12 protein-coding genes are annotated in these 15,086 nt (G+C 66.4%); 5 read left to right on the top strand and 7 right to left on the bottom strand.

Annotated features, from left to right (window positions below; all coding sequences use genetic code 11):
• The first annotated feature begins 35 nt into the window (after positions 1-35).
• Positions 36-992, top strand: coding sequence for a 3',5'-cyclic adenosine monophosphate phosphodiesterase CpdA (gene cpdA, locus AWC27_RS01295; RefSeq protein WP_085668840.1), 957 nt, complete (start codon positions 36-38; stop codon positions 990-992).
• Here the strand turns inward: cpdA and AWC27_RS01290 are convergent.
• The 3 genes from AWC27_RS01290 to AWC27_RS01280 all read right to left on the bottom strand — a co-directional run bounded on the left by AWC27_RS01290 (position 937) and on the right by AWC27_RS01280 (position 5,222).
• Positions 937-2,526, bottom strand: coding sequence for a stealth family protein (locus AWC27_RS01290; protein WP_085668702.1), 1,590 nt, complete (start codon positions 2,524-2,526; stop codon positions 937-939). The genes cpdA and AWC27_RS01290 overlap by 56 nt on opposite strands.
• A 192-nt stretch (positions 2,527-2,718) precedes the next feature.
• Positions 2,719-3,996: a haloacid dehalogenase-like hydrolase gene (locus AWC27_RS01285; RefSeq protein WP_085668700.1), complete on the bottom strand. Its 1,278-nt coding sequence runs from the start codon at positions 3,994-3,996 to the stop codon at positions 2,719-2,721.
• An 11-nt stretch (positions 3,997-4,007) separates the two neighbouring features.
• The gene (locus tag AWC27_RS01280) at positions 4,008-5,222 is read right to left on the bottom strand and encodes an MCE family protein (RefSeq protein ID WP_085668698.1); all 1,215 of its coding nucleotides are present in this window, start codon (positions 5,220-5,222) and stop codon (positions 4,008-4,010) included.
• 19 nt (positions 5,223-5,241) lie between these two features.
• Between AWC27_RS01280 and AWC27_RS01275 the strand changes: the two genes are divergently transcribed.
• The 3 genes from AWC27_RS01275 to purM all read left to right on the top strand — a co-directional run bounded on the left by AWC27_RS01275 (position 5,242) and on the right by purM (position 8,454).
• Entirely contained in the window at positions 5,242-5,631 is a 390-nt protein-coding gene (locus tag AWC27_RS01275) for a sterol carrier family protein (protein ID WP_085668696.1), read from the top strand.
• Positions 5,632-5,770: 139 nt separating this feature from the next.
• On the top strand, positions 5,771-7,297 hold the full coding sequence (gene purF, locus AWC27_RS01270) for an amidophosphoribosyltransferase (protein WP_085668694.1): 1,527 nt from the start codon (positions 5,771-5,773) through the stop codon (positions 7,295-7,297).
• Between the two features lie 56 nt (positions 7,298-7,353).
• Positions 7,354-8,454, top strand: coding sequence for a phosphoribosylformylglycinamidine cyclo-ligase (gene purM, locus AWC27_RS01265; RefSeq protein ID WP_085668693.1), 1,101 nt, complete (start codon positions 7,354-7,356; stop codon positions 8,452-8,454).
• A 29-nt stretch (positions 8,455-8,483) separates the two neighbouring features.
• On the opposite strand, the gene AWC27_RS01260 is transcribed toward purM, so the two are convergent.
• Positions 8,484-8,660 carry a DUF3073 domain-containing protein gene (locus tag AWC27_RS01260; RefSeq protein ID WP_085668691.1) on the bottom strand — a complete coding sequence of 59 codons (177 nt, stop codon included), beginning with the start codon at positions 8,658-8,660 and terminating at the stop codon, positions 8,484-8,486.
• Between the two features lie 99 nt (positions 8,661-8,759).
• Positions 8,760-9,872 (bottom strand): CAF17-like 4Fe-4S cluster assembly/insertion protein YgfZ, encoded by a 1,113-nt coding sequence (ygfZ, locus tag AWC27_RS01255; protein WP_085668690.1) that lies wholly within the window; start codon positions 9,870-9,872, stop codon positions 8,760-8,762.
• Positions 9,873-9,996: 124 nt separating this feature from the next.
• Between ygfZ and AWC27_RS01250 the strand changes: the two genes are divergently transcribed.
• Positions 9,997-10,860: an aminodeoxychorismate lyase gene (locus tag AWC27_RS01250; protein WP_085668838.1), complete on the top strand. Its 864-nt coding sequence runs from the start codon at positions 9,997-9,999 to the stop codon at positions 10,858-10,860.
• Between the two features lie 245 nt (positions 10,861-11,105).
• Here AWC27_RS01250 and AWC27_RS01245 read toward each other — a convergent pair whose 3' ends face one another.
• Both AWC27_RS01245 and AWC27_RS01240 read right to left on the bottom strand, forming a co-directional pair.
• On the bottom strand, positions 11,106-12,608 hold the full coding sequence (locus AWC27_RS01245; RefSeq protein WP_085668689.1) for a sensor domain-containing protein: 1,503 nt from the start codon (positions 12,606-12,608) through the stop codon (positions 11,106-11,108).
• 90 nt (positions 12,609-12,698) lie between these two features.
• Positions 12,699-15,074, bottom strand: a complete 2,376-nt coding sequence (locus tag AWC27_RS01240; RefSeq protein WP_085668687.1) for a hypothetical protein — start codon at positions 15,072-15,074, stop codon at positions 12,699-12,701.
• Positions 15,075-15,086 lie beyond the last annotated feature (12 nt).

Genomic DNA, 15,086 nt, shown 5'->3' with positions numbered 1-15,086 from the left:
GCTTCAACAAGCAATGAAAGGGTGTGGCACCTCCGGTGCACAGACTTAGGGCCGCGGAGCATCCGCGGCCGGATTACGTTCTCCTACATATCAGCGACACTCATCTCATCGCAGGGGATCGCCCGCTCTACGGTGCGGTAGCCGCCGACGACCGGCTGGGCGACCTGCTTCACCAGTTAAAAGCTTCCGGGCTGCGTTTCGACGCAATCGTTTTCACCGGCGACCTGGCCGACCAGGGTGAGCCGGAGGCCTACCGCAAGCTCCGCGACCTGGTCGAGCCGTTCGCCGAAGCGCTTGGCGCCGAACTTGTTTGGGTGATGGGCAATCATGACAATCGCGCCGAACTACGCAGGTTCCTGCTGGACGAGGCGCCGTCGATGGCCCCCCTTGACCGGGTGCGGATGATCGACGGCCTGCGCATCATCACCTTGGACACCTCGGTACCCGGACACCACTACGGTGAAGTCCGGGCGGCCCAATTGGATTGGCTGGCCGCCGAATTGGCGACGCCGGTGCCGGACGGCACCATTCTGGCGCTGCATCATCCACCGATTCCGAGCGTGCTGGACATGGCCGTCACGGTGGAGTTGCGCGACCAGGCTGCGCTGGGGCGGGTGCTCAAGGGCAGCGACGTCCGCGCGATTCTCGGCGGGCACCTGCATTACTCAACCAACGCGACTTTCGTCGGCATCCCGGTGTCGGTGGCCTCGGCCACCTGCTACACCCAAGACCTCACTGTGGCCGCCGGAGGTACCCGCGGCCGAGACGGCGCCCAGGGCTGCAACCTGGTGCACGTCTACCAGGACACCGTCGTGCACTCGGTGGTTCCGCTTGGCGGGGGTCAGACGGTGGGCACCTTCGTCTCGCCCGAGCAGTCGAAACGCGAAATCACCCAGAGCGGCATCTTTATTGAGCCGTCCCGGCGGGATTCGCTGTTCAGCCACCCTCCGATGGTGTTGACACCGTCGGGACCGCAAAATCCGGCCGGCTGAGGTCGGCGGCCACCTTCTCCCAGGGTGCGGGGATCGGGAAGTACCGCTCCAAGAAGGTGATTACCAGTTCGGCACGCTCGGCTGCGGAAACCTCGGGGAAGCTGCCGTCGTTGAGGCAGAAGAAGTCGTATCCGCGTCCCTTGCGCAATTCGGGAAGCAATCCCAGGCCCGCATAGGTGGTGGTGTCGACATAGAGCACCTTCGCCTTTTCCTGCGGTACGGCGCGACCGGTCATCAGCGCGTAGTAGTGATAGAACGAATTGGTCACCGAAATGTCGGTGCCCGAACGGAATGCACTGGCTTGCGTGCGCGCGAATTCCTCTGGGAATTCCCGCTCCAGCTGGGTTAGCACGCTCTTGCGCAAGGGTGCCGCGGTGTGCTCGAGATGACGAGTGATCACCTGCCCGAACCGCTCGTACAGCAGCCCGCGATTCACCCGGGCGGCATTCTCGAAGCCGCTGCGGGTGGGGTCGTTGGCGCCCAGCCCGATTCGGGTCTTGGCCTCGATGAACCGGCTGACCCCGCCCGGTGAGAAGAACATGCTGGCCTTCAGCGGTCGCCCGAAGAACATGTCGTCGTTGGAGTAGAGGAAATGCTCGGCCAGATCCGGAATGTTGTGCAGCTGGCTTTCCACCGCGTGCGAGTTGTAGGTGGGCAGTGCGGCCGGGTCGGAGAAGTGGTCCTCGGCACGCACGATGGTGATCTTCGGGTGTTCGGCCAGCCATGGCGGCGGTGCCGAATCGGTGGCGATGAAGATGCGACGGATCCACGGCGCGAACATGTTCACCGAGCGCAGCGCATATTTCAGCTCGTCGATCTGGCGGATGCGGGCGTCGGCGTCGTCGCCTTCGCCGATCACGTGCTGGGACATCTGCGCGGCGCGGCGCGCACGGAACTCGGGGTCGTTGCCGTCGACCCAGGAGAACACCAGGTCGATGTCAAAGGTCACGTCGCTGGCATGCGGGGTGAACATCCCCTCGATGGTCGCCCACTTGTACCCGTGCAGCTTGACGGTCGCCGGGACCAGCTCCGCGCGGGGCAGCACCTTGCGGGTGAGCGAATTCTCCACCGGGCAACGGATCAAGTCTTCGTCGAACACCCAGAACTGGATCTCCACACCGAAGGCCGGCCCGTAGCGAAATCCCCCCGGCGCGATCCGGCGCCGGTATAGCCGCACGATGTGCGGATCGACCAGCCGAGAGAGCCCGCCCGTAGCCACCAGGACCGGGGAAAGACCACGCTCGTCAATGGTTTTGGCGTACATCGGCTCGGTGGCACATGCCGCGGCAAGCGCGCGTTCGACCGCGGGGCGCAGTTCGATGTTGATCGCCAGCACTGGGCGGCCTTTGTGATTGCGGATCAGCAGGAACGGAATGTCGGCCTTGGTCAATACTTTTCGCAGAAACACCAGGTCCTCGATCTGGGCCTCGTGCGGGGTCAGGCTGGATTCCAGGCGGGCGATCTTGCCGCGCCTAGTTACAATGATGGGATTCATGGCGGGCGGAACGCCTTCGTGCGACATGAATTTGGGCATTCGGAACACCGCCTTAGTGAGTTGGGAGTACGGCACCGGAGAGGATCTCACACATCCGTCGCCCGCGCACCGCGGCGACCAGGCATTTACAAAGATTCACAAGAAGTTATGCGGTTATAGCGATAACTCTTGCAGGACAGTGGATTTAGCGTGCGGCAGACACCTTCTGGAAACCCGCCCGTCGCAGCTGCGTCACATTCGGTACACCCGGTCCGGCTGGTCGGGGACGAGCTTCCCGTCGGGCCCGGTGGGTATCCGCAGCGGCGACTGACCGCCGTCGGGCTCGTCGTAACCCTGGGTCGCGCATGGATAGGGCGGGCTCATGCCAAGCGGATTGATGAACGTCGGATTGACCAACCACTTGCCGTCGGAGTCGGCGTAGGCCCGGCACATCAGCTCGATCTGGTTGCGGTTGAGCACGAGTCGCAGCGCGGTGGCGTCCATGGTGAACGACACGTCTCCGTCGGAGTCGCCGGCGCCGAACACCTGACGCCGCTCCGGCGGCAGCGGCTGGAACGCCGCCGGGCCCTGCACACCGAACACCTGCTCGTTGACCCGGCATCGTTTGCCTTCGTTGAAGGGCATGCTCGTCTCTCCGCCGCACAGCGCGAGGCGGGTGGTCACCACGTCGCCGTCGTGATCGGTGCGAACGCCCATCACCCGGTCGGCGCCGACGCCGACGTCGGCCGCCCACACCTGAACCACCGCCTCCGGAGAGGCGGAGATGATGCGCACGTCGAACCCGTTGGCCTGCAGGGTTCCGATCAGGTCGCGCATCTGCGGGTAGTAGCGCACCCAGCCGGTTTGGCGGGTGCTGCCCACGGTCTGCTCGGCGCCTTGGGCGGCGTCCAGATTCTGCTGCCGTGCTGCGGCGGCGAATCCGCTCACATCGGCGTCGGTCCAGCCGGCGAGCAATTGCAGCAACCAGGCATCGACGGGTTTGAACCGGCGGTGGTTATACCCGTCGAATGCCGTTGCGCCCGAGCGGGTCTGCCCGTCGTTGTAGATGGACACCAGCTCGTCTGCGCACCCGGTGCCCGTTGCCGCACCGGTCGGCAACGGCTGGCCGGGGGCCGCCAGGGCACCACAGGCGGCGGCTAGTGCCGCGGCCGCCGGCGCGGTGAGGAATTGGCTGGTGGTTCCCCAGTCCGAGGGTTGGCGAATCTTTGAGTTGCGGATCACCCAGAAGAACGTCGCGTGGCCGATGTCGTTTCGCACCGTCGTGTTGTCCCAGTCGAACAACGCCAGGGGAGCGCCGGCGGCGACGGATCCGGTTTTGCCGCACGTGCCCAGTTGTTTGATCATCCCGTTGATCCGGTCGCGGTTATCGCCGTACCAAGCGGGATCGGCGGCAACGGTCCGGCACCCGGCGCTCGGTTTGCTCGCTCCCGGACGCCCGCCGGTACAACTCGTCAGCGCCAGCACGGTCACAGCCACGGCGGCCAGCGCGCGTAGGGGCAGCAGTGTCATGTTGCCAATCTTCAGGGATTGATCGTGTTGTCGCCCAGTTGGCGGCCCCACACGTAGTCGAGGAGCATCGGCGAGGGCAGTTCGAAATGGTTGTAGGGCACCATACTGGCGCCGACATCCATCACCAGAAGCGGAGCCGGCCACAGGTTCCGGACGATCGGTTGCCAGCATCCGGGCCGGCCGCCGGGTCCGCCTCGCGCGTTCACCCGCGGCAGGTTCTCGGGATAGATGTACGGGTTTTGCGCACCGGCGATACTGCCGGATGCGGCGCCCAGCGAGTAGCCGTTGTCGCCCCCGACGGCTTTGTAGATGCGAGGCGCCACGTCGTGGAAATTGCGGATGGTGCAGAAGATTTCGGGGCTGTACTCGTCGAGCAGCTGGGCGGTGGGGACCAGGTCGACGGCTCCGCGGGCGAAGTATGGACCGCCGCGACCCAACACGTCCGAACCGGCGACACCCAGTCCGGCCGCCGCCAGCAACGCCGCATCCAGATCGCCACGCTGATGATCGACGGTGTGTGCGGTGATCGCCGCGTGATTGAGTGCGTCAAACAGATCAGGTGCCGCGTCGGCGTAGACGTCGCCCAGCGCCGCCAGCCAAGCGATGTCCTGGCGAGCCTGCGGCAGCTGCGGGTTCACCTCGTCGAGGATGGCGTTGCCGTTCACCACCGCAGTGCCGAACTTGTCACCCAACCCGCTCAGGGCCGCAGCGGCTGCGCTCAGGGTCACGTTGACCTTGACCGGATCCACCTTCTCGGCGATCGACGTCAGCGTCTGGAACAACGTGTTGAACTCCGTCGTCACCTTCGTCGCATTGATCACCGTGGCGGTCGTGATGCGTTGGGCTGCAGCGTTCTCCGGCGACGTCAGTGACACATATTTGTTGCCGAACACGGTGGTTGCCTTGATTTCGGCCGCGACGTTGGCCGGAATGGACGCGATGTACTTGGGATCTACGTCCAGCACCACCCTGGCCGCCGGCACGCCCTGATGTGTGATCTCGGAGATGCTGGACACCCGGCCGATCTGCATCCCGTTGTAGGTGACCTTCGCGCCGGGATCCATCACCAAACCCGCTCGCGGAGCAATCATCGTGAGCTTGGTCTTCGGGGTGAAACTTCCGCGGAACTGGCCGTACAAGGCCATCAGGGCAAGCGTTACCGCCATCAGCGCTACCAGGCCGATGATCTTGTACGGTGGCCGCCTGCCCAGACGGCGACGCTCCATGATTCTGAGACCCTAAGGTATGGCTGCCCGTGACAGAGCCGATCCGGCAAAGACCCGGCAAGTCGTGTTGGCCATCGCCGACTGGTTGCGCGACGAATCGCTGCCGGCGCCTGACCGCGCCGCTTTGGCCACCGCGGTTCGGCTCACCGCACGCACGCTGACCGCGTTGGCCCCCGGCGCCAGCGTCGAGGTCCGGATACCGCCGTTTGTCGCGGTGCAGTGTGTGCCCGGGCCCAGACACACCCGTGGCACACCACCCAACGTCGTCGAAACCGATCCGCGCACGTGGCTATTGGTGGCCACCGGGCTGCTCGGGCTCGCCGAAGCGGCGGCGACGGGGTCGCTGACCCTTTCCGGCGCGCGGGCCGGTGAAATCGAGCAGTGGTTGCCGCTGGTGAATTTGGCCTGAAATAACGTGGCTGATCTGTGCGTTCACGGTCAATGGACAGTTTGTCCATAATCATCGGCCACGTCTGATTCGGCGAGGAGGGCGTGTTGCCCGTAAACTCCGTTACGTCACTAATCGCGCCCCAGGGAGCCGCCAAACCGTGACCGATCAGCAGCCCGAGCAAGACCTGAGTTCGCCCCGTGAAGAGTGTGGTGTGTTCGGGGTTTGGGCCCCGGGTGAAGATGTCGCCAAGCTCACCTATTACGGCCTGTACGCGTTGCAGCATCGCGGTCAGGAAGCCGCGGGAATCGCCGTCGCCGACGGCTCCCAGGTACTGGTCTTCAAGGACCTAGGCCTGGTCAGCCAGGTATTCGACGAGCAGACGCTGGCTGCCATGCAGGGGCACGTCGCCATCGGCCACTGCCGCTACTCCACTACCGGCGACACCACCTGGGAAAACGCCCAGCCGGTATTCCGCAACACCGCCGCCGGCACCGGCGTCGCATTGGGCCACAACGGCAATCTGGTCAATGCGGCCGCCCTGGCGGCCCGCGCCCGCGACGCCGGCCTGATCGCCAGGCGCTGCCCGGCCCCGGCGACGACGGACTCTGACATCCTCGGCGCACTGCTGGCCCACGGTGCGGCCGATGCGACCCTGGAGCAGGCGGCACTGGAACTGCTGCCGACCGTCCGCGGAGCGTTCTGCCTGACTTTCATGGACGAGAACACGCTTTATGCGTGTCGCGACCCGCACGGGGTGCGGCCGCTGTCGCTGGGACGGCTGGATCGCGGCTGGGTGGTGGCCTCCGAAACGGCCGCGCTCGATATCGTCGGCGCCTCGTTCGTTCGTGACATCGAGCCGGGCGAATTGCTGGCGATTGACGCCGACGGCGTGCGTTCCACCCGCTTCGCCAATCCCACGCCCAAAGGCTGCATCTTCGAATACGTCTACCTGGCCCGGCCGGACAGCACGATCGCCGGCCGCTCGGTGCACGCCTCCCGGCTGGAAATCGGTCGCCAGCTGGCCCGCGAATGCCCGGTGGACGCGGACCTGGTGATCGGCGTGCCCGAATCCGGCACTCCGGCAGCGGTGGGATACGCCCAAGAGTCCGGCATTCCCTACGGACAGGGCCTGATGAAGAACGCCTACGTCGGGCGGACCTTCATTCAGCCGTCACAGACCATCCGCCAACTGGGCATCCGGCTCAAGCTCAACCCGCTCAAAGAGGTGATCCGCGGCAAGCGGCTCATCGTCGTCGACGACTCGATCGTTCGGGGCAACACCCAGCGCGCGCTGTTGCGGATGCTGCGTGAGGCCGGTGCGCTTGAGGTGCACGTGCGGATCGCCTCACCGCCGGTCAAGTGGCCGTGCTTCTACGGTATCGACTTCCCGTCGCCGGCGGAGCTGATCGCCAACGCGGTCGAGGACGGCGGCGAAATGCTCGAAGCGGTACGGCATGCCATCAACGCCGACACGCTGGGCTACATCTCGCTGCGTGGACTGATCGCCGCGACCGAGCAACCCGCGTCGCGGTTGTGCACCGCCTGCTTCGACGGCGTGTATCCGATCGAACTGCCCGGCGAAACCGCGCTCGGCAAGAACGTCGTCGAGCATATGCTCACCAATGCGGCCCGCGGGGCCGGGCTGGGCGAGCTCGCCGCCGATGAAGTTCCAGTTCCGCATTAGCGACAGCACCGGCACCTGATACCGGCGCCGCGGATGGCCCGGTAGCCTTTATCGCGATGACGGATCAAGGTTCCGGAGCCGGCCAATACCTGCGACCGGACAACCAGGGCATCACCTATGCATCGGCCGGGGTGGACATCGAAGCCGGTGACCGCGCCGTAGAGCTGTTCAAGCCGCTGGCCACCAAGGCCACCAGACCCGAAGTGCGCGGCGGGCTCGGCGGTTTCGCCGGGTTGTTCGCACTGCGCGGCGACTACCGCGAACCGGTGCTGGCCGCTTCCACCGATGGCGTCGGTACCAAGCTCGCGGTGGCCCAAGCGATGGATAAGCACGACACCGTCGGCCTGGATCTGGTCGCGATGGTGGTCGACGACCTGGTGGTGTGCGGCGCTGAGCCGCTGTTCCTGCAGGACTACATCGCCGTCGGCCGCACGGTGCCCGAACGGCTGGCCGCAATCGTCGGCGGTATCGCCGAGGGCTGCATGCGGGCGGGCTGCGCCTTATTGGGCGGCGAGACCGCCGAACATCCGGGGCTGATGGAACCGGATCACTACGACCTGTCGGCCACTGGTGTGGGCGTGGTCGAAGCGGACAACATTCTGGGCCCCGACCGCGTCAAACCGGGGGACGTCATCATCGCGATGGGCTCGTCGGGCCTGCATTCCAACGGCTACTCGCTGGCCCGCTCGGTGCTGCTGGAGATCGACCGGATGAACCTGGCCGGGTATGTGGAGGAGTTCGGCCGCACCCTGGGCGAAGAACTGCTCGAGCCCACCAGGATCTATGTCAAGGACTGCCTGGCGCTGGCCGCCGAGACTCATGTCCGGACGTTCTGTCACGTCACGGGCGGCGGGCTGGCCGGCAACTTGGAGCGCGTCATTCCGCACGGGCTGGTTGCCGAGGCGGACCGCGGCACGTGGACGCCCGCGCCGGTGTTCGCCATGATCGCGCAGCGCGGCCGGGTCACCCGGGCTGAGATGGAAAAGACGTTCAACATGGGCGTCGGCATGATCGCGGTGGTGGCCCCAGAGGACACCGACCGCGCCTTGGCCATCCTGACCGCGCGGCACCTGGACTGCTGGGTCCTCGGGACCATCTGCAAGGGCGGAAAGGAAGGCCCGCGGGCCAAGTTGGTCGGGCAGCACCCGAGGTTCTAGGAACCGGGCCCTAACGCGGGCAGACGGTTCTAGCGACGCCAGTCGTCTTCGTCGTGCCAGGAGTCGTCGGAGCTGTCGCCGTCGGACTCATCGGTGCTCGTCCCTGACAGCTCCTGCTGTAGCCGCTGGAAGTCGGTCTGGGGGGAGCTGTATTTCAGTTCTCGAGCAACCTTGGTCTGCTTTGCCTTAGCCCGGCCGCGGCCCATGGGGGAACCCCCTCGCGAAATAACGGAGCGGCCTACGAGTAGGCGGCTCCGATCTCTTGTGTCGTTATTGTCCTGACGACAGTTTACCGTGCCTCGCGCCTAGGCGTGGGTTGGCCCTGCCTGCCGGGTCGACCCGCTTCGCAACCGCTCGACAGCCAGCCGCCCGGCGCCCATTCCATCGGTGGCCGGCATCGACTCAGGATCGATCACCGCGGGGACGTCCCCCTCTGGGCCCGTCGCGAGTTCGGTTTCGGCCGGCAGACCACGTTTGACCAGGGCCAGCGCTACCGGCCCGAGGTCGACGTGCTCGACCACCGTGCCGAGCCGCCCCACCGCGCGACCGCCGGCCAGGACCGCGTCGCCGGTGGACGGCCGGTCGGCCGACCCATCCAGGTGCAGTAGCACCAGCATTCGGGGCGGCCTGCCCAGGTTGTGCACCCGGGCCACTGTCTCTTGCCCGCGATAGCAGCCTTTGTCGAGGTGGACGGCGCCGGCGCCGGGTTCGCCGATCCAGCCCACCTCGTGCGGAATCGTGCGTTCGTCGGTGTCGACTCCAAGGCGTGGGCGCAGGGCCGCCACCCGATGGGCCTCATAGGTCCAGACGCCGGCCGGCCGGGCCCCCGCCTGGGTCAGGCGCTGCTGCCAATCCGCCACCTCGCCGCGCGGTACCAGCAGGTCCAGTTCGATGTAGCCGGCAGGTGAGCCCGGCATCCTGCGGACGAAGCCGCGGCTGACCGGCACCGCCGCGGTGTCGGGAAGGGCGTGCAGTCCCATAGCGTTGAGTAATTGCTGGTCAGCCAGCCGGGGCCCCAGTAGCGACAGCACCGCCAGGTCGCCGGCCTCCGCGGTGACCTGAGACCAGAACACCATCTTGCGCAGGTAGTCCAGCAGCGGCTCGCCCCGCCAGGGCTCGGTGTCGAGGTACGTGGTGCCGCCCAGTTCGGTCTGGATCCAGTGGTCCTCGACGCGGCCCTGTCCGTCCAGGCTGAGATTCTGTGTGCTGGCGCCCTCGAGTAACTCACTGACGTGCTGGGTGGAGATGGTGTGCAACCAGGTCTGCCGGTCTTCGCCGGTCAGGGTGATCACGGCGCGATGTGAGCGGTCGATCAGCACGGCGTCGGTTTGCGCCGCGCGCTGTTCGCCCAGCGGATCGCCGTAATGCCAGATCGCGCCGGCGTCGGGCCCGGGGTCGGGAGCTGCTACTGCGGTCACTCCGCCACTCTACGGAGCGTCGCTTGCCGAATGTGACGTCAGCGTCGCGTTCGGCGCCGAGGGTGACTGCAGCGTCACGTTCGACGTCCAAGGCGCGGGTCTAGGCTGCTGGGTCATGACTGGTGTGGTGGTCACGCTCGACGGAAAGGTGCTCGAGCCTGGAACGCCGCTGCTGCACGCCGACGACCTCGCGGTGGTACGCGGCGACGGCGTCTTCGAGACGCTGCTGGTCCGCGACGGCCGCGCTTGTCTGGTGGAGCCGCACCTGCAGCGACTCACCCACTCATCGCGGTTGATGGACCTGCCCGAACCCGACCTGCCCAGCTGGCGGCACGCGATCGAGGCGGCGACTCGGCAGTGGTCCGGCGGCACCGCTGATGAGGGCGCGCTGCGGCTGATCTACACCCGTGGCCGGGAGAGCTCCCCGACGGTCCCGACGGCTTATGTGATGGTCAACCCGGTACCCGAGCGGGTGGCGGCGGTCCGCCGCGACGGAGTATCGGTGATCACGCTGGATCGCGGGTTGCCCGCCGTCGGCGCCGACGCGATGCCCTGGCTGCTGGCAGGAGCCAAGACGCTTTCTTACGCGGTCAACATGGCCGTCCTGCGCCACGCCGCCCGGCAGGGCGCCGGTGACGTCATCTTCGTCAGTTCGGACGGCTACGTCCTGGAGGGCCCCCGTTCGACGGTGGTGATCGCCGTGGACGGTCAGGAGTCGCCGTGCCTGCTGACCCCGCCGCCGTGGTATCCGATCCTGCGCGGCACCACGCAACAAGCGCTTTTCGAAGTCGCCCGGGACAAGGGTTATGACTGCGACTACCGGGCGCTGCGCGTCACCGATCTCTTTGACGCCCAGGGAATCTGGCTTATTTCCAGCATGACCCTGGCCGCCCGCGTGCACACGCTTGACGGTCGGCGGTTACCGCGTTCGCCGCTTGCCCCCGCGGTTGCCGAGTTGGTGGATGCCGCCATCGTCAGCGACCGCTAAATCTGTTGTCGGCAGGCCGAAGTGCGGGTACGGTCGGCCGTACACAGGGAAGGAGGTGGTCCGCGAAATTGATAGCTTCATGGACATGTGAGGTGGCTGCGCGCTAGCTGCTGCAATTGGCTCGGAAGAGCTGGCGACAACGCGCGCTGGCGAACTCCCCGCAGCCACCCGGCCCCCGAGTTTCCGGTCTGTCCAACCGGGACATCGCTCGGGGGCCGTTCCATGTTCAGCGTCGGTGCGGTGTGCTACCTCTTCGCTTTGGTGCCCATCTGATCGGCGATCCTGGCGGCTCCGTCGCTGCTCTGCGGCCCGCACGCCGCGACGTCGATAACTACGTCTTCCACGGCACTCAGCACATGCTGGCAGGTGCGGCCGCTGCCGTCGGCCAACGTGCGCACCATGGTGATCTTCGGCGCCGCGCCGGTGAGCTCTCCCACGTTCCACTCGGCGGCCTTGCCCGAGCTGGTGAACTTCACGGTTTGATTGGCGCACGCCCGCCACTTAGCGGCCGACGCCTCGACGAACTGCCGGGCCTTATCGGCCGTCGGGAACGCCGCCGCGGCTTCGACAACCCGGGAGCCTGTTTCGCTGTCTTTGGTCTTGAATATGTCGAAGCGCGATTCGGTTGCGCCGTGCGGCTTGTAGACGCTTTCCTCAAGCGGCTCGAAAAATCCGGTGCAGTCCGGAATGGACGACGTTCCCTGCGCGGGACGCAGTTGATCGCCGTGCCCGGAAGCCACCATGTTGGGGTCGTCCAAGATACTGCTGATTTCCTGGACTCCCAACAGAACTGGCTCCAAGCGCGCCGTTGTTCCTCCGCCGGCTCCGGCGGAGGATGTTGCTGTTCCCGGTTTTGCGGCCGGCTTTTTGGCGCCACCGCCACCGCCCTGCGTGGCAAAGACGACGATCAACACGATCGCCACCACGACGGCTAGCGCCGCACCGCCGATGATGAGCAGACGCTTGTTAGATTGGCCACCAGCTGGTGCCGCGGGGGTGGGTTGACTCGCCGGCGGCCGCGGGGCGGCGCTGGGCTGCGTCGGCGGGGCCGCCTTGGCAGCGGGTGCGGCCGGCTTAGCCGCGGGCTTGTCCTTGGCCTCGATCTCTGCCAGCACATTGTCGATTTCGCTGCGGGTGCGGTACGTGACGTCGTGGCGCAGGCGCAGCATGCGCAGCAGCTGGGCGATGTCGCCCCGCGCGCTCGGATCGTCGCCGTCCTCATCGAGTCCCGATCGCAGCTCGACCAATAGTTGCAGCTGCTGCTGGGGGCTGAGCTCCTTTTCGGCAAGCGTGTTGCCCAACCGCGTGATGTAGCCGAAGGGCACCGGCGGCTCTTCGGGCAGCGGCGACGGCAGCGGCTGAGCCTTGGCCGCCAGCCCGTGGATGGCGGTGACCAGCTGGATGCCGGCGTCGACGGTCGGGTTCGTGTAGTCGATGATCTGCAGGGTGGCTACGGGATTGACCCGCATGCTGTCCACAGGCCCGACCCGCACCGGAAGAATCGGCCGGTTCAGGGCCTGCGCATAACGCAGCTCGGCCAGACTGGGCTTGGACAGTAGCCAGTTGTTCGACAGCGCGACGATGAACACATCGCACGAGCGGATCTGCTCTAGGATGGCGTTCCACCAGGCGTCGCCGCCACCGAGCTCCTGATCGAACCAGACCTGCTGCTGCGCACGCTTCAGCGCGGTCGTCAGGGCTTCCAGCGACGACCTGTCCTGGCTCGAGTAGCTGATGAATATGGCCATAGCAGTCTCCTCAACTGAGACACAGGGAGCTAACACGGCGAATCCGTGCTGAGACGGTAGCGCATGGTGCTATCCACAGCAATCGGGCTGTCAGCTATCAACCCTGTCCTGCGCGTCGGCGTCTGCCGGCTGACGAAATTCGGTATACCGCTGCGCGAACTCTTTAGCTGGGACCGGCCATTGCTCACCGTCCACGCCGCGCACCACCCAGTCGCCTTCGGCGGCCACCGTCGGCCCCTCGAGGGTGTTCACGGTCTCGCCGGCATGCGCTGGCCGGGCTTGCACGCGTCCCTTGCGGCGCCACTGCCCGTCACCGGCCGGTTCGTAGGTATCGCGGAAGATGTCGTCGCGGACCGACCACGTCTTTCCGTCGAGCTGCACCGCCCAGTCGCCGGCCTCGGCCTGCATGGTGTGTCCCGAGTCCGACTTCCATGTCCACGGGGTGTCTCGCTGCTCGGCGGAGACGAGTCCGACCCGGGTGAACGATTGCCACAGTGGACGGGAGCGATAGCCGAGTTGGCGCAAGCTCCACAGCGTGGCCGCCAAACTGCGCACGGCCGCGTTGAGCAGGTCGGGGTTGCTCTCCACCACTGACCAATCCACGATCTTGTCGTGGATCTTGCGCGCGTCGTCGCGCGGCGAGCCGTATTTCCAGCCGTTGCGACGGTAGTAGCGGCACCAGTCTTCGTGTTCGGCCTTGGCCATGTCCAGCGCGGAGGCCTCGTCGAAGCCCATCAGGTCAAGCTGTTGCAGCGGCGGCAGATTCGCCATGTCGCGTCCGGATAACTGCGCCGGTGGGTTGCCCCAGGTGTTCCAGGTGTGGCCGGCGATCTGTTCCACCATCCATAGCGCATTGCGTACCTGGCGCCGGTTGGAGCCACGGTAGAACTCGTCGAGCTCGGTCCACGGGACCGAAGCCGGGCCGCGCGTCCACGTCGGGTCGATGGTCGCGACGTACCGCTCGTGAATCAGCCTCGCTGCGCGTTCCCACGCGTCCTGTACCTGGCCCTCAAGGGTGTCCAAAACCAGGGAATAGGGCTGCAGCATGCCGACAATCTGGATCGCGTCGTCGGCGATGTTGGTGTTGAGATCCCAGGCGTAGACGGGCATCCCGGGGAAACGAGCGGCCAGCCGGGTGCCCGTCGTGGAGGCATTGCTGTCGACCAGGATCACGGCGCTGGTTTCCGGGTCGTCGTCGCCGATCAGTCGCAGCAGGGTCGGTACGGTCGGGGCCTCGGTGATCGCGTCGATCTGCGGTCCGTCTGACATGAATCCTGCTTGCTGCCGGTAGAATTCGTGATCCTGCAGGTACTCGTCCGCATTTCTCTCGACCAGGGTGAGGGCGGGCAGCGGCGTCTCGCCGGGCGCTGAGTAAAAGTCGCGCTCCAGGGCGCGACGGGTCAGGTCGGCGCACAGCGCCAAGGTCAATTGTGAAGTGCCGCAAACGAATACCCGTTTAATATCTTTTGCCGCGATGACGCTGTCGAGTAGCCGCCCGGCGGTCACCTCGTATTTGCCGACGACATCGGCGGCCCACCGGGTGTCGGCACCGCCGAACTGCTGAGCACGCCATGCCTCGGCCAGCCATGGGTCGTCGATGCGCACGATCAGCGGCAGCCGCTGCTTGGTGCCGACCTCGGCGAGCCGGCGACTGATCAGGTCCAGCCACAGCAGATTGGTCGCCGGGTCGGGCGCCATCAGGTACAGCCGTCCGAGATGCCGCCACAGCCGCAACGACACCAGGGTGGACGGAGTATTGAAGTCCGCCAACACCACTCGCGCGCCCAGCCGGCGGACCCGCTGTACGCGATCGTCGCCGGCGCCGGTGATCACCACCAGCGTGCTGCGCCGATCCAGCGTCCGCGCGATCCCGCTGATCATCGATTCGGTGTCGTTGTCGACCCCGACGACGGCGGTCACGGAATCGGCGAGGTTGGCCCGCAACCGGTCCACCTGCGACCGGAACACGCCGACCACGACACCACCCAACCCGGTGAAGATCGCCGAGACCGCGGCCATCCGCGCCACTTCGAGGCCGACCGGGGTGGGGCTTGGGCACACGTGGCCGCCCAGTGAGTAGTCGCCGCTGCTGCCCTTGATCAGCTGGGCCGTCAACATCAGCGGCGTGAAGACAGCGGGGTGGTTGGCGTCGTGGCAAGCCCAGTACGCGCTGAGGCCGAGCACCGCGCTCATGCTGATCAGAACCGCGATCACGCTGAACGAAACCCCGACCAGGCGGTGGCTGGTATTGGCCCGGAAGGTCATCACGCACACCGCGACCAGCACCGCTACCACGATCGCGGTCGTCGCCATCGAACCCGGTTCGCCGAACCAGCGCAGCCACGAGGGCAGTACGTGCAGAATGGCGGGCTGCGCCGCCACCGCGGCCAGGTAAACGATCAGCAGCACGCCGGAGCCGGCCAAAGCCCAACGCAGCGGCCGCGGGGCACGTCGTCTGGGACGCATTCGCCGACCTCC

The organism is Mycobacterium szulgai (assembly GCF_002116635.1).
GTDB classification, from domain to species: Bacteria; Actinomycetota; Actinomycetes; order Mycobacteriales; family Mycobacteriaceae; genus Mycobacterium; species Mycobacterium szulgai.
The sequence above is the reverse complement of the archived record's forward strand: the minus strand, read 5'-3'. Positions and strand labels throughout refer to the sequence as shown.

Excerpts from the sequence above, each read along its gene's own strand:
- AWC27_RS01245 (WP_085668689.1), bottom strand. The coding sequence starts at position 12,608 with ATGGCCATATTCATCAGCTACTCGAGCCAGGACAGGTCGTCGCTGGAA.
- AWC27_RS01275 (WP_085668696.1), top strand. The coding sequence starts at position 5,242 with ATGGCTGCCCGTGACAGAGCCGATCCGGCAAAGACCCGGCAAGTCGTG.
- AWC27_RS01280 (WP_085668698.1), bottom strand. The coding sequence starts at position 5,222 with ATGGAGCGTCGCCGTCTGGGCAGGCGGCCACCGTACAAGATCATCGGC.
- AWC27_RS01240 (WP_085668687.1), bottom strand. The coding sequence starts at position 15,074 with ATGCGTCCCAGACGACGTGCCCCGCGGCCGCTGCGTTGGGCTTTGGCC.
- AWC27_RS01285 (WP_085668700.1), bottom strand. The coding sequence starts at position 3,996 with ATGACACTGCTGCCCCTACGCGCGCTGGCCGCCGTGGCTGTGACCGTG.
- AWC27_RS01290 (WP_085668702.1), bottom strand. The coding sequence starts at position 2,526 with ATGCCCAAATTCATGTCGCACGAAGGCGTTCCGCCCGCCATGAATCCC.
- AWC27_RS01260 (WP_085668691.1), bottom strand. The coding sequence starts at position 8,660 with ATGGGCCGCGGCCGGGCTAAGGCAAAGCAGACCAAGGTTGCTCGAGAA.
- purM (WP_085668693.1), top strand. The coding sequence starts at position 7,354 with ATGACGGATCAAGGTTCCGGAGCCGGCCAATACCTGCGACCGGACAAC.